Below are 25,838 nucleotides of genomic sequence, written 5' to 3'. Positions count from 1 at the left end.
TTGGGGTAGTTGGGCCCGCCGCCGCCTTCCGGTGCCACCCAGGTGATGTTCTGGGCCGGGTCCTTGATGTCGCAGGTCTTGCAGTGCACGCAGTTCTGGAAGTTGATCTGGAAGCGTGGCTTGCCGTCGTCGTCCTCGACCACCTCGTAGACCCCCACCGGGCAGTAGCGCTGGGCCGGTTCGGCATATTCGGGCAGGTTGTCGCGGATCGGCAGCTCGGGGTCGGCCAGCTTCAGGTGGCAGGGCTGGTCTTCCTCGTGGTTGGTGTTCGACAGGAACACCGAGGAGGGCTTGTCGAAGGAGAGCTTGCCGTCCGGTTTCGGGTAGTCGATCTTCTCGCACTCACTGGCGGGCTTGAGCGTCGCATGGTCCGGCGTGGTGTCGTGGAGGCTGGGCAGCTTGCCGCCGAGCAGCTGGTCGGCGAAGTTGTAGGCGCCGCCCAGGAAGGTGCCGTACTTGTGGATCGCCGGGCCGAAGCTGGCACTCTCCTTGAGTTCGGCGTAGGCCCAGCTGGTCTCCCACTTCTCGGTGAAGCGCGTCAGCTCCTGGCCGCCCTCGTCGCCCTCCGCGAGGGCCTCGAAGACGCTCTCCGCGGCCACCAGGCCGGACTTCATGGCGGTGTGCAGGCCCTTGATCTTGGCGAAGTTGAGCGTGCCGGCGTCGCAGCCGATCAGCAGCCCCCCGGGGAAGGTCATCTTCGGCAGGCAATTCAACCCGCCCTTGGCGATGGCGCGAGCCCCATAGGCGACGCGCTTGCCGCCCTCGAGATGTGTCGCCAGCACCGGATGGTGCTTCATGCGCTGGAACTCGTCGAAGGGCGACAGCCAGGGGTTCTGGTAGGAGAGGTCCATGATCAGGCCGACCACCACCTGCTGGTTCTCGGCGTGGTAGAGGAACCAGCCGCCGTGGGTGTGCTTGTCCAGCGGCCAGCCGGAGCCGTGCAGCACCAGCCCGGGTTCATGCTGCTCGGCGGGAATGTCCCACAGCTCCTTCAAGCCGATGCCATAGTGCTGCGGGTCCTTGCCCTCATCGAGCCCGAAGCGCTCGATCAGCCGCTTGCCCAGATGGCCCCGCGCCCCCTCGGCGAACAGGGTGTACTTGGCGCGCAGCTCCATGCCCGGCATATGGCCATCCTTGGGCTGGCCGTCGGCGCCCACGCCCATGTCGCCGATCAGTATGCCGCGCACGGTACCGTCCTCGTCCTGGATCACCTCCTGGGCGGCGAAGCCGGGGAAGATCTCCACGCCCAGCGCCTCGGCCTGCTCGGCCAGCCAGCGGCATAGGTTGCCGGCACTGATCACGTAGCGTGTCATGTCCCCGCCGGTGTTGTGCATGGAGGGCGGCACCAGCGCATTGGGCAGCTTCTGGCCCTTTTCGGCGTCCTTGAGCAGGTAGACCTCGTCGCGGGTGGCCGGCGTGGTCAGCGGGGCGCCCCGCTCCTCCCAGTCGGGGAAGAGCTCGGCCAGGGCGCGGGGTTCGAAGACCGCCCCGGAAAGGATATGGGCGCCCACCTCGGAGCCCTTCTCCACCACGCACACCGTCAGCTCCTGCTCCGCCTCGTTGGCCTGCTGCATCAGGCGAGCCGCCGCCGAGAGGCCCGAGGGTCCGGCGCCGACGATGACCACATCGAAGTCCATGGAATCGCGTTCGACCACTTCCACGGTGTTCTCCTTTATTGGAACTTGGGGTCAGACCACGTCGGCGAGGTGTTCGCTGACATGCTCGAGGTGATGATCGATGTCACCCAAGTAGTGATCGAACATTACCAGGCGCTTGGCGTAGTGGGACACATAGCACTCCTCGGTCATGCCCATGCCACCATGCAACTGGATGGCCTGCTCGGCGACGAAGCGGGCTGCCTCGCCGCAATAGGCCTTGGCCGCGGCGAGGCGATAGTCGCGCTTGGCAGCGGGAAGTACGAGGCTGGTCGCGGCAAGAATCGCCATTGAGCGGGCCTGCTCGAGGTGCAGGTGCATGTCGACCATGCGGTGCTGCAGGCTCTGGAAGCTGGACAGGGGCTGGCCAAATTGCTGGCGTTCCTTGAGGTAGTCGAGGGTCTGCTCACAGGCCACCTCCATGGCACCGACCGCTTCGGCGCATAGCGCCGCGCGGCCGAGGGCCAGGGTGGCGTCGAGTGCATCGCCGGCATCCTCGCCCAGGCAGGCCGCATGGGGGAGGGCTACCCCCGACAGCTGCAGGTCACTGGCCGGCTGGTCATCGATGGTTCGGTAGTCGCGACGGCTCAGGCCGGCGGTGTCGGCGGGGACCACGAACAGGCCCAGGCGATGGTCATCGAGACGTGCCGTGACCAGCAGGGCGGCGGCCGTAGCGGCATTGAGTACCACCTGCTTGCTGCCTTCTAGCACCCAGTCCTCGCCGTCACGTTTCGCCGTGGTGGCGATACCGTGGACATCATGGCGGGCGGTGGATTCCTGACAGGCCAACGCCAGCTGATGCTCGCCCTCCAGTAGCGGAGTCAACCAGAGTTCCTGCTGCCCGGCGTCGCCGAGCCGGGCGAGCAGCTCGCCGGGCAGCACCAGGCCGGCAAGATAGGGTTCGGGGACCAGGCCGCGTCCCAGGGCCTGCATGATGATCATCAGGTCGATGCCGTTGCCGCCGAGACCACCGACCTCCTCGGCGAAGGGCATGTGCAGCAGCCCCAGTTCGGCGAAGGTCTGCCACAGTGCCGAGCATTCCTCGGCCGGTGCCTCGAGCATGGCGCGGCGTTGCTCGGGAGAGACCCGGTCGTCGATAAGGCGGTTCAGGGTATCGGCGAGCATGCGCTGCTCGTCGCTCAGGGAAAAGTCCATGTTGGCTCCTTACATGCCAAGAATTGTTTTGGCGACGATGCTCTTCTGGATCTCGTTGGCACCCCCATAGATGGAGAGTTTGCGTCGGTTGAAGTACTGGGCGGCGCCCGCGGCGCTCTCGGCGAGGGCCGGATCATCGAGCTCGGCGTCGCCGTGGAGGAAGTCGGGGAAGTAGGGCAGCGCAGCCGGCCCCAGGGCGCGTCGGGTCAGCTCGCTGAGCTCCTGACGCAGCTCGGAGCCGCGTACCTTGAGCAGCGAACTCTCCGCCCCCGGTACGCCTCCGTCGCGGGACGCGGCGATGACGCGCAGGTTGGTGACCTCCAGGGCCATCAGCTCGAGCTCGGCCTTCACCACCCGCTGACGGAAGCTCGCCAGCTCGATCAGCGGGCGGCCACGATGCTGCACCCGTGTGGCTAGCGACTTGAGATGGCGCAGCGCCTGCTTGGCGTGGCCGAGCCCGGCGATACCGGTGCGTTCATGGGTCAGCAGGAACTTAGCACAGCTCCAGCCCTCACCCTCTTCGCCGATGCGGTTGGCCACCGGCACGCGAACCTCGTCGAGAAATACCTCGTTGACTTCGTGGGCGCCATCCAGGGTGATGATCGGCCGTACCGTGATGCCCGGACTCGCCATGTCGATCAGCAGGAAGCTGATGCCGGCCTGCTTTTTGGCGTCGGGGTCGGTACGCACCAGGCAGAACATCATGTTGGCGTACTGCCCCAGGGTGGTCCAGGTCTTCTGCCCGTTGACGATATAGTGATCGCCGTCGCGCACGGCTCGGGTCTTGAGGCTGGCCAGGTCGGAGCCGGCACCGGGCTCGGAGTAGCCCTGGCACCACCAGTCCTGGTTGGCGAGGATGCGCGGCAGGTAGTGGCACTGCTGCGCTTCGCTACCGAATTTCATGATCACCGGAGCGACCATGTTGACGCCAAACGGCACCACGGTCGGGGCATGGGCGGCGGCGCACTCCTCGTCGAAGATATGGCGTTGCACGGGTCCCCAACCGGGACCACCGTGCTCTTGGGGCCAGTTGGCGGCGAGCCAGCCGCGCTCACTGAGAATATTCTGCCAGCGCACGTGATCGTCGGCGGAGAGCCGCCGTCCGAGCCGCACGCGCTCGCGGATGTCGTCGGGGAGGGAGGTGGCAAGAAAGTCGCGTACCTCCTGGCGGAATGCCTGCTCCTCGGCACTGTAGGTCAGGTTCATGGGGACGTCTCCGAACTGGCGGATGCGGTGAGGGTGGCCTGGCGATGGGGACCGCCGAGGTGACGTGGGTAGCCCAGGGCCTCGACGGCCAGCAGGTCGATATCGCTGGTGCGGTAGCAGCGCCCCTGCTCGGCGAGGGCCAGGCTGGCCGCTACCATGGCGGCGTACCGGTCATCAGGCGAGGCATTCGCCGCCTTGTACAACGCGGCGAGCAGGCCCTCGTGGCGGCTCACCACGACGGCCTGGCGCAGGGCCTTGAGGGCCGTGGCCGCGGCCTGCTGCTGGTCGGCGCTGGCGCGAGTGGCGACCAGTTCCACCAGCGTGCCCTGCGGCGGCGTGACCAGGACCAGCTCCGCGTTCAGGTGATCCAGCCGGCCCTCGGCATCGGCCGGCTGCAGGGCGATACGCAGGCACGCCGCCGGGCAAGCGGGGGACGCTTCGTCGGGGGCGATCAGGCAGGCCTGGGTCGACTCGTCCGGGTGGTCGGTGAGCTCGATGTCGGTACGCCCGACATTGCCCTTGAGGCGCTCGAAGAGCGGATGCTCGCCGAGCAGGGCGATGCGGGTCAGCGTCGGGGGATCACCGGCCTCGGGGACCCGGTGCGGGGCGCGGGCGGCGAAGAAAGCGTGGATCAGCCCGGCCCGCTGGGGGGAGTCCATGCAGGCGAGGAACAACTCGCGCTCGCGTCGCAGCCCCTCGGCCAGGCTGCCTTCGGTGCTGGCCGCGATGGCCTCGATGCAACGGAATGGCGAGAACAGGTCGGGTGCTTCGGCCTCGAGCCGAGCCCGATGGCGGGCGATGGCCGCGGGGTCGGCGGCGGGTGCGGGCAGCTCGCCGGTCCGGCGGGCGGTGCGCTGGCCCTCCAGGATGGCGCGGGCGGCACCGAGGCCGGCTTCGAGCGGGGCATCGGTCGCGTCGATGGCATCGATGATACCCAGCGTCAACGCCTCGTCGGCAGGCACGAAACGCCCGCTGGTGATCAGCTCCAGGGCGCAGTCCACACCGACCAGGCGGGGTAGCCGCTGGGTGCCGCCGGCACCGGGTAACAGGCCGAGCTTGACCTCGGGCAGGCCGACCCGGGTGCCCTGCAGTGCTACACGGTAGTGACAGCCCAGTGCCACCTCGAGGCCGCCGCCGAGGGCGGTGCCGTGCAGTACTGCCACCAGGGGCTTGGTGCTGGCCTCGAGCCCTGCGATGACCTCCGGCAGTATCGGCTGTCGGGGCGGCTGGCCGAACTCACGGATATCGGCGCCTGCGATGAAGGTACGGCCCTCGGCCATCAGTACCAGGGCACGTGCGCCGTCATCATTCAGGCCCTGGTCGAGCGCGTCGAGCAGGCCGCTGCGCACGGCGTGGCCGAGGGCGTTGACGGGTGGATTGTCGATGCGGATCACGCCGATGTCGCCATGGCGCTGGTAGTGGACACACGCAGGCATGCAATGAGCTCCAGGTGATAGTCATCGTATGGGGCGGGGCCGCTTACAGCCCCGGTTCGGGCGAGCCGTTTCGGGCGTGGCGCTGACTCCAGCGGGCCAGCAGCACGGCAGGCACCAGGGCAGCCAGCGAGATGCCGAGCAGTTCGACTTGACTGAGCGGCACCATGCCGCCCCCGGGCAGGGCCAGTGTCAGCCCCGCGACCAGCACCAGGGCGCGGATCGCCGTTTCCAGGATAGCGCCATGGCCCAGTCGCCCGACCCAGAGCAGATAGCCCTGCATGGCCGAGGCGAACAGCACGATGCCCACCAGTGCCTGGACGAACACCAGCACGATCTGCAGGGGCTCGCCCTGCATGATCAGTGCCGGATTGAGCACGAACAGGAAGGGGATGAAGTAGATCACGCTGCCCAGTCGCATGGCCTGCAGGCCGGTCGCCATCGGCCGCGCCCCGGCGACGGTGGCGGCGGCGAAGGCGCCCAGCGCCACCGGCGGCGTGATGAAACTGAGCATGCCCCAGTAGAGGATGAACATGTGCACCGCCATGGGGTCGAGGCCGCCGCCCTGGATCAGGGCCGGCGCCAGGGCCACCGCCAGGAAGATGTAGGCGGCGGTCACGGTCATGCCGATGCCCAGCACGAAGCTAGTCAGGGCCCCCATGATCAGTAGCAGCGGCACGCTGCCACCCGCCAGGTGGATGAAGTCGTTGGCGATGGTGCCGGAGAGTCCGGTCATCGACAGGGCACCCACTAGCATGCCGACCCCGGCAAGGATGGCGATCAGCTCCGCGAACAGCCTTGCCGCCCCCGACAGCGTGTCACCCACGTCCTTCCAGCCCCAGCGGTTGTGCCTGGAGAGCTGGTTGAGGACCAGAAGCAGCGCCGTGGCATAGAAGGGGGCCACCGCCTCGCGTTGCATGACCAGCAGCATCCATACCAGCAGGGCAAAGACGAAGATGAAGTACCAGCCCTCCTTGATGGTGGCCCACAGCGACGGCAGTTCCTCGCTGGGAAGTCCCTTGATGTCATGGCGCGCGGCATAGGCGTCGATCTGGATGAACAGGCCCAGGAAATAGAGGACCGACGGTATCACTGCTGCCAGTGCCACGGCGGCATAGGGCACGTCGAGGAACATGGCCATGACGAAGGCCGTGGCGCCCATCACCGGTGGCATCAGAACTCCGCCGGTGGAGGCACAGGCCTCCACCCCGCCGGCGAAGGAGCGGGTCATGCCGATGCGTCGCATGGCGGGAATCGACAGCACGCCGGTGGTCAGCACGTTGCTGATCACGCTGCCGCTCATCGAGCCCATCAGGCCGCTGGAGAAGATTGATACCTTGGCCGGGCCGCCTCGCACATGGCCGAGCAGGGCGAAGGCCAGGTTGATGAAGAACTTGCCGCCGCCACTCTTCTGCAGCACTACCCCGAACACCAGAAAGCCGATGACCAGGCCGGCGAAGGCCTGCAACGGCACCCCCATGATGCTTTCTGTACTCATGGTGTGGTACATGGCCGTCTCCTCGAGGGAGGAGGGGAAGGCCTGGATCGGTCCTGGCATGACGTCGGCGACCAGGGGGTAGAGCGAGAAAGCGGTGACGATCACGGCGATGGGCCAGCCGCCGGCACGTCGCGCTGCCTCGATGATCAGCAGCCAGAAGGCGTAGCTGGCCCAGATGGCGGTCTCCGGGGCGGCGAAGGCCCAGCCGCGCTCGAGGATGGACTCGGCGTGGAAAACGAAATAGCCGCCAACGATTAGGGTCAGGGCACTGAGCAGGTAGTCGTACCAGGGAATGGGCCTGTGCTGTGCGGCGGCACGGAGAGGCCAGAGCAGGTAGACCAGGGGCAGCAGCAGCGCCACCACCGCATAGTAGAAACGTGTCTCGAGGCCCGTGACGATGTTCAGCATGCCGAGATTGAACAGGTAGTCCAGGGTCATCAGCATCAGTGCGATCGTGACGGTACCCGGGATCCAGCTCAGCCAGGATGGCAGTTGGCGAATCTGACTGATCTTCTCCCTCACCTTCTGCGGTGAGCCGCCTTGTGTCTTCGCTGTGGTCATGTCGGGGTCCAGGGCATTGGAGCGTTACTCTCGGGAAGGCGAAGCGGGGCAGCCTGGGCCGCCCCGGCGGGGAATCACTCGAAGACGGGGTCGAGACCGGCGTCACGCAGGGCGTCGGCCCGTGCCGTCATCCAGGCTTCGCGAAATGCGTCCTCGTCATCCGGGGCACCCTCTTCGATGAAGGCGTTCCAGGTCTCGAGCAGCAAGGCCTGCCGCTCAACCAGGGATTCCTGGTGCGCCTGCATCTCGTCGGTCCAGACACCGACCTCCTCGTAGTACGCCACCACGGCGTCGTGGAAGGGGATTACCCACTGCAGGTCCTGATGCTCGAGCGCGTAGCCCACCGCGCCCGGTGCCGCATCCTTGTAGTCGTCGTAGTTGTCCTGCAGGGCCTTGATCAGCCCGTAGGCGACCTTGTCGTCGAGGTCCTGGTTGGCGACTACGATGGGATAGGGGTAGCTGGCACTGGGCACCGGGTTGTCGGCACTGATACCGCCGGCCCCGGAGGTGACTTCATGGGGGCGGAAATAGGGGGCGATCGCCTGCATGCGCTCCCAGCCCTCTGCATCGTCCGGGTCGAGCGTCGGCCAGCTGATGCCGCGCGGACTGCTGGCGAGCTGCTGGGCAGGAGGCGTGACGGTGGTCGTGAAGGAGGCATCGACGTTGCCGGCGATGAGACCGTCGAAGGAGCGGCCGTAGCCGGGGTACTCGACGCGTTCGACATCGTCCCAGGTCAGGCCGCCGAAGGCCAGGTAGGCCTCCGTGCCCTTGTTCAGGGCATCGTCGCCGCGAATATAGGCCACGCGCTTGCCCTTGAGGTCGGCCGGCGTCTCGACATCCAGATCGCCTGCCACCGCCAGCGAGAGTCCGAAGGAAGCCGTCGAGGTGGTGATTACTCTCAGCGGTTGGGGCCCCCAGTCGGGATGGGCGAACATCAACACGCCCTCGGCGCCATAGTAGCTGGAGATGCCGCAGGCGCACAGGTCGACTCGCCCCTGCTTGAGCGGGGTCATGCGCGAGACGTCGTTGTCGCCAGGCAGAATGCGCACTGAGGTGTCGTAGTGGTCCTGCAGCATGCCGCCGATGGCGACGGCCTGGGCATAACCACTGGAATTGGTGCCGTACGCGGTCCACGCCATGGTGCGCGGAAGTTCCACTTCCTCGCTGGCCTGAGCAGCAGCGGTGAGCAGCGCGAGTGGAAGTGTGGCAATAACGAGATGACGGGCGTGCTGACGCATGAATGGCTCCTGAGTCGTGGTGATGCTAGTTGTTTTGCTATGCGGTACTCTGTTTCGCTTGCATTCCGATACTAGGGAAGGCAGTAGGAGGGTGTCAACGCCTGTTCGTAGGCGCCACAAGACGACCTCTTCCGCTTGGCGAAATTGTTATCGCAATATCATGAATTCAAAATCAATTTCATCATGTGAAAGCTGGCAAGGAGGGCGCCCTTGCGCCTTGATGTGCGACCAATGTCTAGTTACGCAACTAGCGGTAAAACATCGTCTGGATCAGTAGCCAAGTGCGCAGGCCCGACAGTGAGCCGCAAGGTGGGAGGCGGAGATTAGGGGGAGGGGATGGCGCAGGCAAAGTGGCGACCGCAGGACACCCGTCAAGAGCGCTCGTCTTCGGGTCGCCGCTTGAGCTCGGCCCAGGCGGCGTAGGTGCTGAGGAAGACCCGTCCGGTGAGGTCGTCGAGGAAGTCGCTGTGCTTGAGGCGGTCCATCACCGGTCCCTTCACCTCGGCCAGGTGCAGGGTGACCCCCGAGTCCTCGAGCCGGGCATTGATGGCGTCGAGGCTCTCCAGTGCCGAGGCGTCGATCAGGTTGACCGCCGAGCAGATCAGCACCACGTGCTCGAGTTCCGGACGGCTTGCCACCAGCGCATAGACGGTGTCCTCGAGATAGCGGGCATTGGCGAAGTAGAGGCTCTCGTCGACGCGCAGCATGGCCAGGTGGCTGACGGTTTCGGTCTCGTGACGCTCGATGCTGCGGAAGTGCTCGGTGCCGTCGATGCGTCCCACCAGTACGCTGTGCGGGCGGCTGGTGCGGTAGAGGAAGAGGGCGATGGAGAGCAGCACGCCCGAGATGATGCCGGCCTCCACCCCCTCCACCAGGGTCAGCACGATGGTCACTGCCATGGCCGAGAAGTCGCTACGCGAGTAGCGCCAGGTCTGGCGTACCAGGGGGATATCCACCAGGGTCAGGATGGAGACGGTGATGGTGGCCGCCAGGGTGGCGATGGGCAGGTGCTGCAGCAACGGGGTCAGCGCCAGGGTCGCCGCGCCGATGCCTAACGCCGCGAAGAGGCCGGCCATGGGCGTGCGGGCCCCGGATTCGAAGTTGATCACCGTGCGCGACAGCCCCCCGGTGACCGGCATGCCAGCGGAGAAGGCCGCGGCGAGGTTGGCACCCCCCAGGCCTACCAGTTCCTGGTTGGGCGAGATGCGCTCGCGACGTTTGGCCGCCAGCATCTGGGCCATGGAGATCGATTCGACGAACCCCACCACACTGATCAACAGGGCCGGGATCAGCAGGGTGCGCCACAGCGGCAGATCCAGCGGTGGCAGGCTCAGGGGTGGCAGCCCCCCGGGGATGGCGCCGACCACCGCCACCCCCCGGTCCGCGAGTCCCAGCCACCAACTCAGCAGCGTCGTCACGACCACCGCGAGCACCGGGCCCGCCCGGGCCAGCAGTGAGGCGAGCCCCTTTGGCAGTCTCAGTGCCCGCAGCATCCGTTCCCCGTAGCGTCGCATTCCGACCAGGAAGACGAGGCAGCCCAGGCCGAGCAGCAGGGTCGGCCAGTGGGTCTGCCCCAACTCGCCGCCGAGGCTGACCAGCAGGTCCAGCGCGGTGAAGCCGCTCGCCTGGATGCCCAGCAGATGGGCGGCCTGACTGGCGGCGATCAGCACCGCCGAGGCGGAGAGGAACCCGGCGATCACCGGATGGCTCAAGAAGTTGGCGAAGAAGCCCAGGCGCAGCAGGCCCATGGCCGTGAGCATCAGTCCGGAGAGCAGCGAGAGCACCAGGGCCGCCTGCAGGTAGTCTGAGGTGCCCGGGGCGGCCACCTCGGAGAGGGCCGCGCCGCTCATCAGGGCGATGATCGCCACCGGGCCCACGGCCAGGGTGCGGCTGGTGCCGAGTAGGGCGTAGGCGATGGCCGGCAGGATGCTGGCATAGAGACCGACCACCGCCGGCAGGCCGGCCAGCAGGGCATAGGCCAGCGACTGGGGTATCACCATCACGGTGACGATGACTCCGGCCAGCAGGTCGGCGCCGGCCAGTCGTCGGGTATAGTGGGGTAGCCAGGTGAGGATCGGCAGGTAGCGCTTGAGCATCCTTACTCGCCATGTCGGTGGCAGGGTCGACGAGAGCGGACCCGAGGCATGCCTACCAGACTAAACGATATTGGTCCCCGGGTTCAGGGTTGGGTAGCATTCGATAAATCAGTAGATCCGCATGACAACGCAGAAGGACACGCCATGAAGCCCGAGACCCTCGCCCTGCACCACGGCTATGCCCCCGATGACCAGCACGCGGTGGCGGTGCCGATCCACCAGACTACCTCGTTCTCGTTCGACAGCGCGCAGCATGCCGCGGACCTCTTCGACCTGAAGGTCGAAGGCAACATCTACTCGCGTATCATGAACCCCACCTGTGCGGTGCTCGAGCAGCGCGTGGCGGCCCTGGAAGGGGGCATCGCCGGGCTGGCGGTGGCGTCGGGCATGGCGGCCATCACCTACACCATCCAAACCATCGCCGAGGCCGGTGACAACATCGTCTCCATCAGCGAGCTCTACGGCGGCACCTACAACCTCTTCGCCCATACGCTGCCACGCCAGGGGATCGAGGTGCGCTTCGCCGACAAGGATGACATCGCCGGCCTCGAGTCGCTGATCGATGCCCGCACCAAGGCGGTGTTCTGCGAGAGCGTCGGCAATCCCTCTGGCAGCGTGGTGGACATGGCGGCTCTGGTTGATGTCGCCCATCGCCATGGCGTGCCGGTGGTCGTCGACAACACCGTACCGACCCCCTTCCTGTGGCGGCCCATCGAGCACGGTGCCGACATCGTTATCCACTCGGCGACCAAGTATATCGGCGGCCATGGCACCACCGTGGGCGGGGTGATCGTCGATTCCGGCCGTTTCCCCTGGGCCGATCACCCCGACCGCTTCCCGCTGCTCAACGAGCCGGATGTCTCCTACCACGGTGTCTGTTACACCCGCGACCTGGGCGAGGCCGCCTTCATCGGCCGTGCCCGGGTGGTACCGCTGCGCAATATGGGGGCGGCGCTTTCCGCCCAGGCGGCCTGGAACCTGTTGCAGGGCCTTGAGACCCTGTCGCTGCGCATCGAGCGTGTCTGCGACAACGCCCAGAAGGTGGCTCAGTACCTCGAGGGACACCCGTCGGTGACCTGGGTGCAGTACGCGGGCCTCGAGAGTCACAAGGATCACGCCCTGGCGCAGCGCTACATGGGCGGGCGTGCCTCGGGCATCCTCAGTTTCGGCATCCAGGGCGGTCGTGAGGCCGGGGCGCGCTTCTATGACGCGCTGGGCATGATCCTGCGGCTGGTCAATATCGGCGACGCCAAGACCTGTTCGTCGATCCCGGCCGCCACCACCCACCGACAGCTCAACGACGAGGAGCTCGAGGCAGCCGGCGTGAGGCCCGACATGGTGCGCCTCTCCATCGGCATCGAGCATGTCGACGACATCTTCGCCGACCTGGAGCAGGCCCTGGCCGCCAGTCAGGCCTGACGGCGCATCGGGCCATCGAATCCCCGCCACCGGGTCCAGCCACGGTGGCGGGGGTGAGAGGGGCATCCTGGGGGCTGCGGCGCGTCAGTCGCCAAGGACCTCCTTCGCGGGAGCATCGAGGCCGTGGCGGTCGATCAGCTCATCCAACTCGTTGACCAGCCACTTCCTGTCCTGGGGGTACATGATCTCGCCGCCATCAGAGACCATGAGGTCATCTCCCATCAACAGCTCCCGTACCTGGAGTTGGGGTGCGAGATATCGGCCACTGCCGCACTCAGGTTCGGGTAGAGTAGCGCCATGCCCAGTCCCCGAAGTTGAGAGTGCCCTTGACGAAGCCGAAGGCGACCACGAACGACGTCAGCATCATGAAGGAGCCCTCGGCGACGCCGAACTCCGACTCGGCCAGCGCCGGGACCACGGTACGCATCATCCCGATGGTCAGGCCGACCAGAAACACCTGGCCCAATTGATGGCTGAACTGGTGGAGGTTCTCGCGGATGCCGTGCGTGTAGCGCTCCTGGGCCGGGTCGGGTGTCATGGTGTTTCCTCTGGTACTGGTACTGGGACTGGCCGGTGTCGATACCTCGCCAGGTGGTTGGCCTCGGTGGAGTCGCCAGGGAACACCAGAGCGTCCCTACCTTTCGGATGTCGTCGAGGAACTGCCCGCCGGCTGTGGGTCAGTACTCAGTCGGAACCATAGCGTGGCCAGGGTTACCAGCAGGGCCAGGGGCAACATCGCCAGATTGAGGGCTTCCCAGCCCAGCCGATGGAGCAGCTGCCCGGCCATCAGTGCGCCGAGGGCCACCAGCGAGAAGATGATCAGGTCGTTGATGCCCTGCACCTTGCCGCGCTCGACCTCGGAGTGGACGGAGGAGAGCAGGGCACTGCCGCTCACGAACAGAAAGTTCCAGCCGATGCCCAGCAGCACCAGCGATATCCAGAAATGGACGATGCTGAGGCCCGTGGCGGCCACCACCGCCGAACCGGCCAACAGCGCGGCCCCCATCAGCAGGATACGGTCCACGCCGAAGCGCGCGATCAGGCTGCCGGTGATGAACGACGGGGCGAACATGCCCAGCACGTGCCACTGCATGATGAAGGCGACCTGGCCCATCTCGAAGCCCTGGGCACGCATGGCCAGCGGGGTAGCAGTCATCACCAGGGTCATGACAGTGTAGCCGACGGCGCCGGCCAGCACGGCAACCCCGAAGCTGGGTTGACGGGCAATGGTGCTCATGGGGCGTGAGGCGTCACCGGGCTTTGGCTCGCCGCTGGCGGGCACCCTGAGTCGGCTCAGCAGGCCGATGGCCACCAGGGCGAGCAGCGCGATCACCAGATAGGGGCCACCCGAGGGCACGCCAGCGATCAGGTCCCTGGCGGCACTGGCGTTCCAGGGACCCAGGAAGGCTGCCACCATGCCGCCGGCCAGGACGAAGGAGATCGCCCGGCTGCGAAACCCCGGGCTTGCCACGTCGACCGCGGCGAAACGGTAGTACATGGCAAACCCCTGATAGAGGCCGAGCAGCAGGTTGCCGGCGCAGAACAGCCAGAAGGAACCCGTGGCGATGCCCGCGAAACTGACCAGCCCGCCACCCACGCCGCCCAGGGTGGCCCCGGTGATGAACCCGCTTCTCCGGCCCACCCGCTTCATGTAGAGGGACGCCGGCAGGGTGGAGATCACGGTACCCAGCATCATGATGGCAATGGGCAGCGTGGCGAGCCCCGGGGTGGGGCTCAACTGCTGGCCGACCACGCCGCTCAGGGTCATCACCGTCACCATGGCGATGATGAACAGGGTCTGGCTGGTGACCAGGATGGCCACGTTGCGCTTTTCCCGGGGTACCGGCGCCATGGGTATTTCTCTTGTTCGGGATGGGGTGGTTCGGCTCAAGGGGACAGGTCTCAGAATGTCAGCACCCTGTCGGCCTGTTCGGTGGCCTCGGCCAGGGCGTCCATGGTACTGCGCTTGGCACCCGTCACCACCTCGTCATCGGTAAGCCCGCGGGCATCCATGCAGGTGCCGCACAGCAGGACCCGCCCCTTGGTCGTGACGCGCTTGACCATGCGTTCGGTGTTGTAGAAGCCGTCCGGGGTCTTCTGTCCCGTCTTGGCGCTGGATACCGCATCGCCCAGCAGGAAGAGGGTGACCTCATGTTCGCGCTTGATCAACGCATGGGCCAGACGAAGGCCGTTGTAGAGCCTTTCGGTACCGTAGGGGGGATCGTTGATGATGATGAGGGTCTGCATGGCGCGGTTTCCTTGCTGTCATTCTATGAAGTGATAGAATGATGGTCGTGACCACGATCTGCTGTCAAGCGACAGAGCCCCTTCGCCTTCCGAGCCGAGATGAACCGATGACCTCGCAACAAGACCTTCTCGATACCCTGGCCCAGGTCGCACGTGCCCTGGGCAACGGCCATCGCCTGGCGCTGCTGGAGCGGCTGGCGCAGGGGGATGCCGCGGTGGAGACGCTGGCCGTCACCACCGGCCTCACGGTGGGCAATGCCTCCCAGCACCTGCAGCAGCTGCGGCGTGCGGGGCTCGTCACCGCCACTCGCGCCGGCAAGCAGATGATCTACCGCCTGACCGACGAGCGCATCGTCAGCCTGATGGGGCTGATGCGGCAGGTGGCCGAGTCCAACCTGGCCGAGATGGAACGCCTGGTCGGACGACTGTTTGCCGAGGACGATGCGGGGGGAAGCCTGGAGGCGGTCTCTCGACACGAGCTGCTGGCCGGGCTGGAAAGCGGCAAGGTGGTACTGCTGGACGTGCGCCCCACGGACGAGTTCGAGTCCGGCCACCTGCCCGAGGCGATCAATATCCCCCTGGCACAGTTGGAGGAGATGCTGGACAGGCTGCCCCACGACAGGGAGATCATCGCCTACTGCCGTGGCCCCTATTGTGCGCTGTCCCATGAGGCCGTGCAGCGGCTGCGCCAGCTCGGCTATCGCGTCAGGCGCTTCGAGGAAGGCTATCCCGAATGGAAGGCGGCGGGTCTTCCCGTGACCTGAGGCCAGGCCATGAGTGACCTGCTCTTGACCCATGAACCGGTGGTTCGGGGCGCCGTCTTCATTACTATCCTGCTGGTGATGGCCGTCTGGGAGGTCGTCGCCAGGCGGCGTCCCCAACGGATAGGTCGCGCCAGGCGCTGGCCAGGCAACCTCCTGATCGTGGTCCTCGATACGCTGGCGGTTCGCCTGGTGTTTCCCCTTGCCGCCGTCGGCGCTGCCCTGGTCGCTGCCGAACAGGGCCGGGGCCTCTTCAACCTGGTGGTAGTACCGGGATGGCTGGCGATAGTGGCGTCAGTCGTCGTGCTGGATCTGGCCATCTACTTCCAGCACCGGCTATTCCATGCCGTTCCCTGGCTATGGCGCCTTCATCGCATGCATCACGCGGACCTGGAGTTCGACGTGACCACCGGCCTGCGCTTCCATCCCCTGGAGATCCTGCTGTCGATGGGCGTCAAGCTCGCCGTGGTGACCGTGCTGGGGGCACCGGCGGTGGCGGTAGTGCTCTTCGAAGTCCTGCTCAATGCCACCTCGATGTTCAACCATGGCAATGTCCGCCTGCCCGCCAGGATCGACCGCTGGCTGCGCCTTCTCGTGGTGACACCCGACATGCATCGTGTCCACCACTCCATCGTTCGTGAGGAAACGGACAGCAACTTCGGCTTCAACCTGCCGTGGTGGGATCGGCTCTTCGCCACCTACCGGGACCAGCCAGCCGCTGGCCACCTCGGCATGACGATCGGCATCGAGGCCTTCAGGGAGGCGCGCGATCTCCGGCTGGACCGCATGCTGATCCAGCCCTTCATGAAGGCGCGACCGCATGGGAAGCCGCCCCGGTCTTGACGTAAGGCGACCGATTCGGGCGGGTCCCCGTCGACCCTCTGCCTACAGATTCCACCCCATTGTCATGTCCGGAACTGGCGAAGGAAGCGGCAGTCCAGTCGTCGCTTCCAGGCCAGGGCCAGGCGCCCGCCCCACCAGCGGCGGCCGCGGATGGCGAGTCCCTGGCCGGCGCCCAGGTCGAGGATCGCCAGGGCCAGCCGCTGGGGAACGTAGGGGGTCAGGGGGCCACCGGCCAGGCGTGCCGCCAGGTTGTCGAGCAGCACCGGGGCCTGGCGGATGCCGTGGATGCGCAGGCGCGGCAGCTCGTGGTGCAGCATGGCCGCACAGTCGCCGGCGGCGAAGATGTCGGGATGGCCGGGGCTCTGCAGGGTGGCTTCCACGGCCAGGCCACGTCCGGGAATCAGTGGCAGGCCCAGTCGTTCGACCACCTCGGGCGGGGCCAGCCCCGAGGCATGCACGACATGGTCGGCCGCCAACCATTGCAGGCTGTCCTCGCCCCAGGCGTTGGTCTCGGTGGCGAAGGTCACCCCGCCGGCGGCATGGCCGGTGACGTTGAGGCCGAACCGGACCCGGATCTCGCGACGCTCGAGCTGGCGCATCAGCCAGCGCACGGCCCCTGCGGGGGCGCCTTCGAGTAACCGCTCGCCGCGGGTCACCAGCAGGATCTCGGGGCGGGCGGCATGGCGCCTGGCCAGTTCGCGCAACTGACAGGCTACCTCCACCCCGCTCGGGCCACCCCCGACGACGACCAGCCGGGGGGTGAGGCCACGGGAGAATTCCTGTTCCAGGCAGTGGCGCAGGGCGAGCAGCCGCGGGATCGGCTTGACGGCCCAGACACGCGGTCCCGGCGTGCGCCTGGCGGGGCAGGGCGTGCGCGACCCCAGGTTCAGCGAGAGCAGCGAGAAGTCGAGCTCGCGACCGTCATCCAGCCGGGCAATCCGTGCCTCCGGGTCGAGGTGAGCGAGGCGACCCCGCAGGGCTTGCACGCCAAAGGGGGCCGCCAGGCGGGTCGGGTCCAGGCGATCCTCGGCGGCGGTGTGGTGGGCCCCGAGCATGCCGGTGGCCCGTCCCGAGTACCAGAAGCTCCCGGGGTCGACGAGGGTGACATCGGCGGCCTCGAGGCGGTGGCGATGTCGGATCAGGTGCAGGTGGGCGTGCCCGGCACCGACCAGCAGCAGGCGGGGTCGTCCGGCGCGAGGAGGTGTGGGATCCATCCGGCGATGGTAGCGGAAAGGCGCAGGACAGGCGACACGGGCGCCCGGATTGACAGGCCGCAGCGAACGGGGCGTGTCAACGCGACGAGGTGGCCGGTGCGCTCGCCTCCCGGGGGCGTGACTGCCAGGCCGACCAGGAGTAGAGGGCCAGTCCTGTCCAGATCAGCATGAAGGTGGCCAGCTGTACCGGTGCCAGGGGCTCATGGAACACCAGCAGGGCGATGACGAACTGGATGGTCGGGTTGAGGTACATCAGGAAGCCCAGGGTGGCCAGACGCAGCCGCCGCGCGGCCCCGGCGAAGGCCAGCAGGGGTAGGGCAGTGATCACGCCGCTGGCCACCAGCAGGGCGGTGGTACGGCCATCCCCGAGGAAGTGGGAGAGCTCGGCCTGGGTGAGCCACCCCAGCGCCATCAGGGCCAGGGGCAGGAGCAGCAGGGTCTCGACGAAGAGTCCCGACAGCCCGTCCAGTGGCACCTGCTTGCGCAGCAGGCCATAGGTACCGAAGGAGAAGGCCAGGGCCAGGCTGATCCAGGGCAGCTCGCCCAGCATCACCAGCTGGATCGCGATGGCCAGTCCCGCGAGTCCCACCGCCACGCCCTGCAGGCGCGCCATGCGCTCGCGCAGTACCAGCATGCCGAGCCCCACGTTGACCAGCGGCGTCATGAAGTAGCCCAGGCTCGCCTGGAGCACATGCCGGGTCTCCACCGAATAGATGTAGAGCCCCCAGTTCAGGGCGATGAGCAGGGCGCAACCCAGCACCCGACCGAGGCGCCTGGGCTCGGCAATGGCCCGGCGGATGGGGGCCCAGCGGCCGAGCAGGGTGACCAGCCCGACCAGGAAGACACAGGACCAGATCACCCTATGAACCAGTATCTCGAAGGCGGGAACGCCCTGGAAAAGGGCGAAGAACAGCGGGAAGCAGCCCCAGGCCACATAGGCGGTCAGGCCGAAGGCGACGCCCTTGCCGGTTTCCTGGTGCGGGGCAGAGGTGGAATGGCTGGACATGAAGGCCTCGAATCGAAACGCGTAGACCTTAGCAGGCTATTGGCCGTGCCGCCATGGGTCTCGTGCGGCGGCTGACGATGACGGGGCTCCTGGGGTAGGCTGTGACGGGCCCATTACCTCGACGGGAGTCCCCCAATGAGCGAACTGAGAACAACCCTGGTGCAGTGCGACCTGCGCTGGGAAGACCCCGATGCCAACTGCCGGATGCTCGAGGAGACCCTGGGCGGGCTCGGCGCCGACGACACCGACCTGATCGTGCTGCCGGAGATGTTCGCCACCGGCTTTACCATGAATTCCCGGGAGATGGCCGAGCCCATGGCCGAGAGCCGGACCGTGGCCTGGCTCAAGGACCAGGCGGCCCGCCGCGGCTGCGTGGTCACCGGCAGTGTGGCCGTGGTGGAGAACGGCGACTACTTCAATCGCCTGGTCTGGGCGCGCCCGGACGGCAGCCTGGTCACCTACGACAAGCGTCACCTGTTCCGCATGGCCGGGGAGCACGAGCGCTACGCCATGGGCCACGAGCGGGTGATCGTCGAGCTCAAGGGATTCCGCATCCTGCTCAGCGTCTGCTACGACCTGCGCTTCCCCGTCTGGCTGCGCCAGCAGCCCGGGCCCGACGAGCACTTCGAGTATGACGCCCTGCTCTGCGTGGCCAACTGGCCGGCGCCGCGCCGCCACCCCTGGCGGGTGCTGCTGCAGGCCCGGGCCATCGAGAACCTCTGCCCGGTGATCGGCGTCAATCGGGTCGGCGAGGATGCCAAGGGACTCGCCTATGCCGGCGATTCCATGCTGGTCGATGCCAAGGGCGAGGCGCTGATCGACGAGCCTCGTGACATCCCCTTCCTGAAGACCGGCAGCCTCTCGCTCGAGGAATTGCACGGCTTCCGCGAGAAGTTTCCCGCCTGGCGTGATGCCGACCACTTCGGCCTCGCCGACGGGGTGGGCTACTGATGCGCCTGGACCGTTTCCTCTGCGAGACCACCGACCTGACGCGCAGCCTGGCCAAGAAGGCCCTGCACCGCGAGGAGGTCCAGGTGGACGGCGAGGTAATCAAGAACCCCGCCACCCAGGTCGACGAGCACACCCGTGTCACCTGGAACGGCGAGTGCCTGGCCCTGGTCGGCCTGCGCTACGTGATGCTGCACAAGCCCGAGGGGGTCGAATGCAGTGCCCGTCGCGGCCTCTACCCGCTGGTCCGCGAGCTGGTCGACCTGCCCCACGTGGAACGCCTGCAGACGGTGGGCCGGCTGGACGTCGACACTACCGGCCTGGTGCTGCTTACCGACGACGGCCAGTGGTCCCATCGAGTCACCTCGCCGAAGCGCCGCTGTGGCAAGGTCTACGAGGTCAGGCTGGCCGAGCCGCTGGACGGGGAGGCGCTGGACAACGCCGTGGCCCGTTTCGCCGCGGGGGTGCTGCTCGACGGGGAAGAGAAGCCGACCCGTCCCGCTGAACTGGCCATGCGCTCACCGTGCGTTGCCGAGCTGACCCTGTTCGAGGGCAAGTACCATCAGGTCAAGCGGATGTTCGCGGCCATCGGCCACCACGTGGTGGCCCTGCATCGCGAGTCGATCGGGCCGCTGTCACTCGGTGAGCTGAGTGCCGGCGAGTGGCGCGAACTCACCGAGGATGAGGTGGGGCTGTTCTGAGGCCGGGGCAGTGCCATGAGTCTTCGCTCGCCTCGGCCCCTGGGTGCCGGAGGCGTCAGGCGTAGGTCTCGATTCTCGCCCGTCCGCGGTGCTTGGCCGAGTACAGAGCCTTGTCGGCGAGCCCGATCAGCGTCAGCGGGTCGCCGGCATGCTCGGGGTAGGTCGCGATGCCGCAGGAGATCGACAGGGGCCCGAGCACCCTGTCACGGTGACGGAAACGCGTCCGGCTCAGCACCTCCAGCAGCTCTGCGAGGCGCGCCTCGGCGATGGCCGCGCTGGCCCCCGGCATGATGATGACGAACTCCTCGCCGCCCATACGGCAGACCACGTCGGCATCGCGGAAGTGGTGGGTCAGTACTCGTCCTACGCCGACCAGCACCGTATCCCCCGCTTCGTGCCCCTCGCGGTCGTTGAACTGCTTGAAGTGGTCGATATCGATCATCGCCAGGGTCAGCGGCGCGTCGTGTCGGCGTGCGACGGCCGCCTCGTGCTCGAGCAGCTCGTCGAAGTAGCGGCGGTTGTGCAGCCCGGTCAGGGCGTCCTGGTAGGAGTAGGCCTGCAGCTTCTCGACCATCTGCTCCAGTGCCCGCGTACGCTCGGCGACCTGCTTCTCGAGGGAGAGGTTGAGCCGGCGCAATTCGCGCTGGGTATGCCGGTAGTGCCATAGCGAGATCATCACGATGGCCAGCGCGAAGCCCAGCGCGGCCACGCTGACCGGAACACGGCGCCAGGGCAGCAGCCCATGGGCCACGGCCATGTCGACCAGCAGCAGCAGGGCGAAGAGCCCGTAGCTGGCGATGATCAGCTTCTGCTCGGCGTTGAGGGCGCCCAGGTGTATGACGATGGTCGTGAACATCACCAGCAGGGTGACCAGCAGCAGGGCATCGAAGGGCGGGAAGGTGCTGGAGAGGTCGATGACCCCGGCCAGCGCCAGTCCTGGCGCCATCACCAGGTAGCCCAGGTGGAGCTGCCAGATGCGCCTCAGCAGCGTCGGGCGTTGCTCGGCGAACCAGTGCTCCAGCATCAGCCCCATGGCCACCGGCAGGGTGTAGTAGCCGATAGCAGCCAGGGTGTCCCAAAGCAGCGGGACCTCCAGCAGCAGCTGGCTGGCCTGCGTCTCGGCCAGCAGCATGCTGCCCGCCCCGAGGGCGAACAGCCCGATGCCGAAGAAGCTTCGCCGGTTGGCCTGTACGAGGGCGAAGATGAAGGCGAGCAGGGCGAGCAGCAGCAGGAAGGCGCTGATGACCAGGTCCCCGGCCGAACGCTCGAGGATGTAGTGCAGCAGGTCGAGGCGGTCCATCAGCTTGACCTCGCCCCACAGGCCGATGTCGGTGTAGTCGGAGAAGACGCGGAAGTGGAGGGTCTTGCCCGCGAAGGCCTCGGGCAGGCTGATCATGTGCCAGGGCCAGCCCTCGAAGCGTCCCTCCCCGCGGGCATCGAAGTGCCCGTACTGGTAGATCAGCTCGTCTTCCAGCCAGGCCTGGGTGATCAGGTCGACGCTGTAGATGTAGAGCACCGGGTCGCGCCACTCGCCCTCGGGGAGGGTGATGCGAAACCAGGCGTGCTTGCTGCCTCCACGGCCCGGAGGGTTGGAGGGGAAGGCGATCGGCTGCCACTCGCCCTGCGAGGCCGGGTCGTCGACCCAGGCCGGGGTGCCGTCGGCCTGGAAGGGAGAGTCCCCCCAGCGATATTCCCAGCCCTTGTCGAGGTCCAGCGGGGCGGGGCCGGCACAGACGGGCGCGGCCATCAGCAACGCCAGCAACAGGGTCCCGAGCAGGGAGAAGAGGAGTGTACGCATGGCGTCCTGAGGCCTCGGATCAGATCGACAGTGTAACCCAGCGTAACCCGTGGCGGATGTCTCCTTTGTCAACGCCCCGCTGCAGGGCGCAAGACATTCTGGGCGAGGCGCTATTATACCGTTATCTATCTATGTGACTGGTAGTAGAAGCCCCGGGATACGGACTCATGAGCGAGAGTGGCAAGACATTACAAGCCTCCCGCTGTATGCGGCAACGTTGCCCAGCCATTGGGACCGTTTCGCTGATCGGCTCACTCGCGCGGGACAAGCCCGGCGGCCGCCACCAAGGCCCGTGTGTAGTCGCTGGCGGGGTTCTCGAGGACCTGCAGGCAGTCGCCCTGTTCCATCACCTCGCCGTCCTTGAGGACCAGCACTCGGTGGGCCATGGCCCGCACCACCGCCAGGTCATGACTGATGAACAGATAGCTGAGCCGACGGCGGGTCTGGAGGTCACGCAGCAGCTCCACAAGCTGCTTCTGCACGCTGCGGTCCAGGGCCGAGGTGGGTTCGTCGAGGACCACCAGCCGTGGCTCGAGGATGATCGCCCGGGCCACGGCGATGCGTTGCCGCTGGCCGCCGGAGAACTCGTGGGGGTAGCGGGAGGCGCACTCCTCGGGCAGGCCCACCTCGCGTAGGGTGGCACGCACGCGGCGGTCGACCTCGGCGATGGCGAGTTCCGGGTGATGGAAGCGCAATCCTTCGCTTACGATATCGAAGACCGGCAGTCGTGGCGAAAGCGAGCCATAGGGGTCCTGGAACACCACCTGAAGGCTGCGGCGTTGGCGTCGCAGGGCGTTGCCGGTCAGCTGGTCGAGCCGGATGCCGTCGAAGTCGATCTCGCCGCTGCCCTGGCCCAGGCGCAGCAGCGCATGAGCCAGGGTGGTCTTGCCCGAACCGGATTCGCCGACGATGCCCAGGGTCTCGCCGGGCGCCACGTGCAGGTCCAGCGGCTTGACCGCCTCAAACGGGGGCGGGCGTCGGGCGAACAACCGTGTCGGGCGAGGGAAGCGGACCCCGACCCCCCGGGCGCTCAGCAGCGGGGCGACTCGCGCGACGGGCGCCGGGCGGCCCGAAGGCTCTGCCTCCAGCAGTTGCCGGGTGTAGTCACTGCGGGGCTGGGTGAACACCTCGGCCACTGGGCCGGTCTCCTGCTCGCGGCCGGCATGCAGCACGCAGATCCTGTCGGCATGTCGGCGCACCAGGTTGAGGTCGTGGGTGATGAAGAGCATGCCCATCCCGTGGGCATCGCGCAGTTCGGCAAGCAGGGCGAGGATTTCCTGCTGCACGGTGACGTCAAGCGCGGTGGTGGGCTCGTCGGCGATCAGCAGCTCGGGTCCATTGGCAATGGCCATGGCGATCATCACCCGCTGCCGCTGGCCGCCGGAAATCTGGTGCGGCCAGGCATCCAGCAGTTCGTCGGCGCGCGGCAGCTTGACCTGTTCCAGCAGTTCCCGGGTGCGCGCCCGGGCGGCCCTGCCCGTGAGTCCCTGGTGCAGGCGCAGGGTCTCGCCGATCTGCTTGCCGATGGGGTGCAGCGGGTTGAGCGAGGTCATGGGTTCCTGGAAGACGAAGCCCACCCGGCTACCACGCAGCCCTCGCCAGCCCCGGTCGGACAGGGTGGCGAGATCCGTATCAGCCAATTGGCGCCCGCCTTCGACCCGCGCATTGGGGGGCAGCAGGTTCATGGCGCCGAGTGCCGAGACCGACTTGCCGGAGCCGGATTCGCCGACCAGGGCGAGGGTCTCGCCACGGTTGACGGTCAGCGACAGTCGGTCGACCACGCTGACCTCATCGAAGGCGATGGTCAGGTCGTTGAGCTGCAGCAGGGGGGTGGTCATGGGCTCACGCATCTTGCCCGCTCCTCGGGGGTTCGCTCGGTGCCGGGGAGGGGCTGGCGGCATGCTGGATATGGCGGGGGTCGAAGGCGTCGCGAAGCCCCTCGCCGATGAACACCAGCAGCGAGAGCATCACCGAGAGGGTGACGAAGGCGGTGATGCCCAGCCAAGGGGCCTGCAGGTTGTTCTTGCCCTGGGCGACCAGCTCGCCCAGGGACGGCGAGCCCGGTGGCAGGCCGAAGCCGAGGAAGTCCAGGGCGGTGAGGGTGGTAATGGCGCCGGTGAACAGGAAGGGGATGAAGGTCAGGGTCGCCACCATGGCATTCGGCAGGACATGGCGCCACATGATCAGCCGCGACGGCAGGCCCATGGCTCGAGCGGCACGGACATACTCGAGATTCCGGGCGCGCAGGAACTCGGCGCGCACCACGTCGACCAGACCCAGCCAGGAGAACAGCAGCATGATGCCCAGCAGCCACCAGAGGTTGGGTTCCACCAGGCTCGCCAGGATGATCAGCAGGAAGAGCATCGGCAGTCCCGACCAGATCTCGGTGAAACGCTGGCCGATCAGGTCCACCTTGCCGCCGAAGTAGCCCTGGATGCCGCCGGCCAGGACTCCCAGCACCAGCGATCCCGCGGTGAGCACCAGGGCGAAGATCACCGAGAGGCGGAAGCCGTAGATCACCCTCGCCAGGACGTCGCGGCCCTGGTCGTCGGTGCCTAGCCAGTGCCGGGTGGTGGGCGGTGACGGCGCCGGGTGGTCCAGTTCCTTGTCCAGGGTCTCGTAGGAGAAGGGGATCGGTGGCCAGAGCATCCAGCCGTTGGCCATGATCTCGTCGCGCACGAAGGGGTCGTGGTAGTCCGCAGGGCTCGGCAGGAACCCCCCGAACTCGGTATCGGGATAGTCCACCAGGACAGGCACGTACCATTGTCCCTGGTACTGCATGACGATGGGCCGGTCGTTGGCGATCAGCTCGGCCACCAGGCTGACCACGAAGAGGGCCGCGAAGATCCACAGCGAGAACCGGGCCCGGCGGTTGTCGCGGAAGACCGCCAGGCGGCGGCGGGTGATGGGGGAGAGGTCGCGCGAGAGCAGTGACATCGGTTCAGGACTCCCGTGTCTCGAAGTCGATGCGCGGGTCCACCCACACATAGGTCAGGTCGGAGATCAGCTTCAGGACCAGTCCGATCAGGGTGTAGAGGTAGAGGGTGCCGAAGATCACCGGGTAGTCGCGCTGCATCACGGCCTCGAAGCCCAGCAGGCCCAGGCCGTTGAGCGAGAAGATCACCTCGATCAACAGCGACCCGGTAAAGAAGATGCCGACCAGGGCGGCCGGCAGCCCGGCGATGATGATCAGCATGGCGTTGCGGAAGACGTGGCCGTAGAGCACTCGTCGGTCGCTGGCTCCCTTGGCACGGGCGGTGAGCACATACTGCTTGTGGACCTCGTCGAGAAAGCTGTTCTTGGTCAGCATGGTCAGGGTCGCGAAGCTGCCGATCGCCGAGGCGATCACCGGCAGGGTGATGTGCCAGAGGTAGTCCTTGACCTTGCCCCAGGCGGAGAACTCGTCGAAGTCCGGTGAGGTGAGGCCACGCAATGGGAACAGGTCCCAGTAGCTGCCGCCGGCGAACAGCACGATCAGCAGGATGGCGAACAGGAAGCCGGGGATGGCGTAACCGACGATCACCAGTCCCGAGCTCCAGACGTCGAAGCGTGAGCCATGTCGCAGGGCCTTGCGAATGCCCAGCGGGATCGATACCAGATAGACCACCAGCGTGGTCCAGAGCCCCAGCGAGATCGACACGGGAAGCCGCTCGAGCATCAGGGTGGTGACCTGCTCGTCACGGAAGAAGCTCTCGCCGAAATCGAAGGTGGCATAGTCGGCGATCATGCCGAGGAAGCGCTCGTGGGCGGGCTGGTCGAACCCGAACTGGGCCTCGAGCTTCTCGATGAAGGCGGGGGGGATGCCCCGGGCGCCTCGCGACTCACCGCCCGACGCGACGTCCCCGCCCCCCCCTTCCATACGGGTGCTGGCCTGGCTGGAGAGGCCCTCGAAACGGGCCAGCACCTGGTCGATGGGACCGCCCGGTGCAGCCTGGACGATGATGAAGTTGAGCAGCATGATCCCCAGCAGGGTGGGGATCATCAGCAGCAGGCGGCGCAGTACATAGCGGGCCACGGCGTATCCTTACTCCACGGGTGACGGCAGCCGGCGGGCCGGGC

The 25,838-nt window shown here is 67.0% G+C and carries 22 protein-coding genes; 5 read left to right on the top strand and 17 right to left on the bottom strand.

Going from position 1 to position 25,838, the window contains the following annotated elements:
• From QLQ86_RS07515 to QLQ86_RS07485, 7 genes are all read right to left on the bottom strand, one after another.
• The coding region (locus QLQ86_RS07515) for an electron transfer flavoprotein-ubiquinone oxidoreductase (RefSeq protein WP_282816423.1) at positions 1 to 1,661 on the bottom strand (1,661 nt) is incomplete at its 3' end.
• 27 nt (positions 1,662 to 1,688) lie between these two features.
• Complete coding sequence (locus QLQ86_RS07510) at positions 1,689 to 2,810, bottom strand: acyl-CoA dehydrogenase family protein (RefSeq protein ID WP_282816422.1); 1,122 nt, start codon at positions 2,808 to 2,810, stop codon at positions 1,689 to 1,691.
• Positions 2,811 to 2,819: 9 nt separating this feature from the next.
• Complete coding sequence (locus QLQ86_RS07505) at positions 2,820 to 4,016, bottom strand: acyl-CoA dehydrogenase family protein (RefSeq protein WP_282816421.1); 1,197 nt, start codon at positions 4,014 to 4,016, stop codon at positions 2,820 to 2,822.
• Positions 4,013 to 5,452, bottom strand: coding sequence for an enoyl-CoA hydratase/isomerase family protein (locus QLQ86_RS07500; RefSeq protein WP_282816420.1), 1,440 nt, complete (start codon positions 5,450 to 5,452; stop codon positions 4,013 to 4,015). The genes QLQ86_RS07505 and QLQ86_RS07500 overlap by 4 nt, the downstream gene beginning before the upstream one ends.
• Positions 5,453 to 5,495: 43 nt before the next feature.
• Positions 5,496 to 7,508, bottom strand: a complete 2,013-nt coding sequence (locus tag QLQ86_RS07495; protein ID WP_282816419.1) for a TRAP transporter permease — start codon at positions 7,506 to 7,508, stop codon at positions 5,496 to 5,498.
• 74 nt (positions 7,509 to 7,582) lie between these two features.
• Positions 7,583 to 8,746, bottom strand: coding sequence for a TAXI family TRAP transporter solute-binding subunit (locus tag QLQ86_RS07490; RefSeq protein ID WP_282816418.1), 1,164 nt, complete (start codon positions 8,744 to 8,746; stop codon positions 7,583 to 7,585).
• Positions 8,747 to 9,117: 371 nt separating this feature from the next.
• Positions 9,118 to 10,842: a SulP family inorganic anion transporter gene (locus QLQ86_RS07485; RefSeq protein WP_282816417.1), complete on the bottom strand. Its 1,725-nt coding sequence runs from the start codon at positions 10,840 to 10,842 to the stop codon at positions 9,118 to 9,120.
• A 144-nt stretch (positions 10,843 to 10,986) separates the two neighbouring features.
• Here QLQ86_RS07485 and QLQ86_RS07480 point away from each other — a divergent pair, with 144 nt between their 5' ends.
• On the top strand, positions 10,987 to 12,261 hold the full coding sequence (locus QLQ86_RS07480; RefSeq protein ID WP_282816416.1) for an O-acetylhomoserine aminocarboxypropyltransferase/cysteine synthase family protein: 1,275 nt from the start codon (positions 10,987 to 10,989) through the stop codon (positions 12,259 to 12,261).
• Positions 12,262 to 12,345: 84 nt separating this feature from the next.
• On the opposite strand, the gene QLQ86_RS07475 is transcribed toward QLQ86_RS07480, so the two are convergent.
• From QLQ86_RS07475 to QLQ86_RS07460, 4 genes are all read right to left on the bottom strand, one after another.
• Complete coding sequence (locus QLQ86_RS07475; protein ID WP_282816415.1) at positions 12,346 to 12,483, bottom strand: hypothetical protein; 138 nt, start codon at positions 12,481 to 12,483, stop codon at positions 12,346 to 12,348.
• A gap of 52 nt (positions 12,484 to 12,535) precedes the next feature.
• Positions 12,536 to 12,799, bottom strand: a complete 264-nt coding sequence (locus QLQ86_RS07470) for a hypothetical protein (protein WP_282816414.1) — start codon at positions 12,797 to 12,799, stop codon at positions 12,536 to 12,538.
• 96 nt (positions 12,800 to 12,895) lie between these two features.
• Positions 12,896 to 14,113, bottom strand: coding sequence for an MFS transporter (locus tag QLQ86_RS07465; protein WP_282816413.1), 1,218 nt, complete (start codon positions 14,111 to 14,113; stop codon positions 12,896 to 12,898).
• 50 nt (positions 14,114 to 14,163) lie between these two features.
• Entirely contained in the window at positions 14,164 to 14,508 is a 345-nt protein-coding gene (locus QLQ86_RS07460; protein WP_282816412.1) for a DsrE/DsrF/TusD sulfur relay family protein, read from the bottom strand.
• A 107-nt stretch (positions 14,509 to 14,615) separates the two neighbouring features.
• Here QLQ86_RS07460 and QLQ86_RS07455 point away from each other — a divergent pair, with 107 nt between their 5' ends.
• Both QLQ86_RS07455 and QLQ86_RS07450 read left to right on the top strand, forming a co-directional pair.
• Positions 14,616 to 15,272 carry an ArsR/SmtB family transcription factor gene (locus QLQ86_RS07455; RefSeq protein WP_282735879.1) on the top strand — a complete coding sequence of 219 codons (657 nt, stop codon included), beginning with the start codon at positions 14,616 to 14,618 and terminating at the stop codon, positions 15,270 to 15,272.
• A gap of 9 nt (positions 15,273 to 15,281) precedes the next feature.
• Positions 15,282 to 16,112 carry a sterol desaturase family protein gene (locus QLQ86_RS07450; protein WP_282735880.1) on the top strand — a complete coding sequence of 277 codons (831 nt, stop codon included), beginning with the start codon at positions 15,282 to 15,284 and terminating at the stop codon, positions 16,110 to 16,112.
• Between the two features lie 62 nt (positions 16,113 to 16,174).
• Here QLQ86_RS07450 and QLQ86_RS07445 read toward each other — a convergent pair whose 3' ends face one another.
• Together QLQ86_RS07445 and rarD are read right to left on the bottom strand one after the other, a co-directional pair.
• Positions 16,175 to 17,326 (bottom strand): NAD(P)/FAD-dependent oxidoreductase, encoded by a 1,152-nt coding sequence (locus tag QLQ86_RS07445; protein WP_282816411.1) that lies wholly within the window; start codon positions 17,324 to 17,326, stop codon positions 16,175 to 16,177.
• Between the two features lie 76 nt (positions 17,327 to 17,402).
• Complete coding sequence (rarD, locus tag QLQ86_RS07440; RefSeq protein WP_282816410.1) at positions 17,403 to 18,332, bottom strand: EamA family transporter RarD; 930 nt, start codon at positions 18,330 to 18,332, stop codon at positions 17,403 to 17,405.
• Between the two features lie 135 nt (positions 18,333 to 18,467).
• Here rarD and QLQ86_RS07435 point away from each other — a divergent pair, with 135 nt between their 5' ends.
• Both QLQ86_RS07435 and QLQ86_RS07430 read left to right on the top strand, forming a co-directional pair.
• Positions 18,468 to 19,283: an amidohydrolase gene (locus tag QLQ86_RS07435; protein ID WP_282816409.1), complete on the top strand. Its 816-nt coding sequence runs from the start codon at positions 18,468 to 18,470 to the stop codon at positions 19,281 to 19,283.
• Complete coding sequence (locus QLQ86_RS07430; RefSeq protein ID WP_282816408.1) at positions 19,283 to 19,981, top strand: pseudouridine synthase; 699 nt, start codon at positions 19,283 to 19,285, stop codon at positions 19,979 to 19,981. Before QLQ86_RS07435 ends, QLQ86_RS07430 begins: the two co-directional genes overlap by 1 nt.
• 55 nt (positions 19,982 to 20,036) lie before the next feature.
• Here the strand turns inward: QLQ86_RS07430 and QLQ86_RS07425 are convergent, their stop codons facing one another.
• The 4 genes from QLQ86_RS07425 to QLQ86_RS07410 all read right to left on the bottom strand — a co-directional run bounded on the left by QLQ86_RS07425 (position 20,037) and on the right by QLQ86_RS07410 (position 25,794).
• Positions 20,037 to 21,779 (bottom strand): sensor domain-containing diguanylate cyclase, encoded by a 1,743-nt coding sequence (locus QLQ86_RS07425; protein ID WP_282816407.1) that lies wholly within the window; start codon positions 21,777 to 21,779, stop codon positions 20,037 to 20,039.
• 251 nt (positions 21,780 to 22,030) lie between these two features.
• Positions 22,031 to 23,629, bottom strand: coding sequence for an ABC transporter ATP-binding protein (locus QLQ86_RS07420; RefSeq protein WP_282816406.1), 1,599 nt, complete (start codon positions 23,627 to 23,629; stop codon positions 22,031 to 22,033).
• Positions 23,622 to 24,716: an ABC transporter permease gene (locus QLQ86_RS07415; RefSeq protein ID WP_282735887.1), complete on the bottom strand. Its 1,095-nt coding sequence runs from the start codon at positions 24,714 to 24,716 to the stop codon at positions 23,622 to 23,624. The genes QLQ86_RS07420 and QLQ86_RS07415 overlap by 8 nt, the downstream gene beginning before the upstream one ends.
• Positions 24,717 to 24,720: 4 nt before the next feature.
• On the bottom strand, positions 24,721 to 25,794 hold the full coding sequence (locus QLQ86_RS07410; RefSeq protein ID WP_282816405.1) for a microcin C ABC transporter permease YejB: 1,074 nt from the start codon (positions 25,792 to 25,794) through the stop codon (positions 24,721 to 24,723).
• Positions 25,795 to 25,838: the final 44 nt, after the last annotated feature.

The organism is Halomonas rhizosphaerae (assembly GCF_030012485.1).
In the GTDB taxonomy this organism is placed as follows: domain Bacteria; phylum Pseudomonadota; class Gammaproteobacteria; order Pseudomonadales; family Halomonadaceae; genus Halomonas; species Halomonas rhizosphaerae.
The sequence above is the reverse complement of the archived record's forward strand: the minus strand, read 5'-3'. Positions and strand labels throughout refer to the sequence as shown.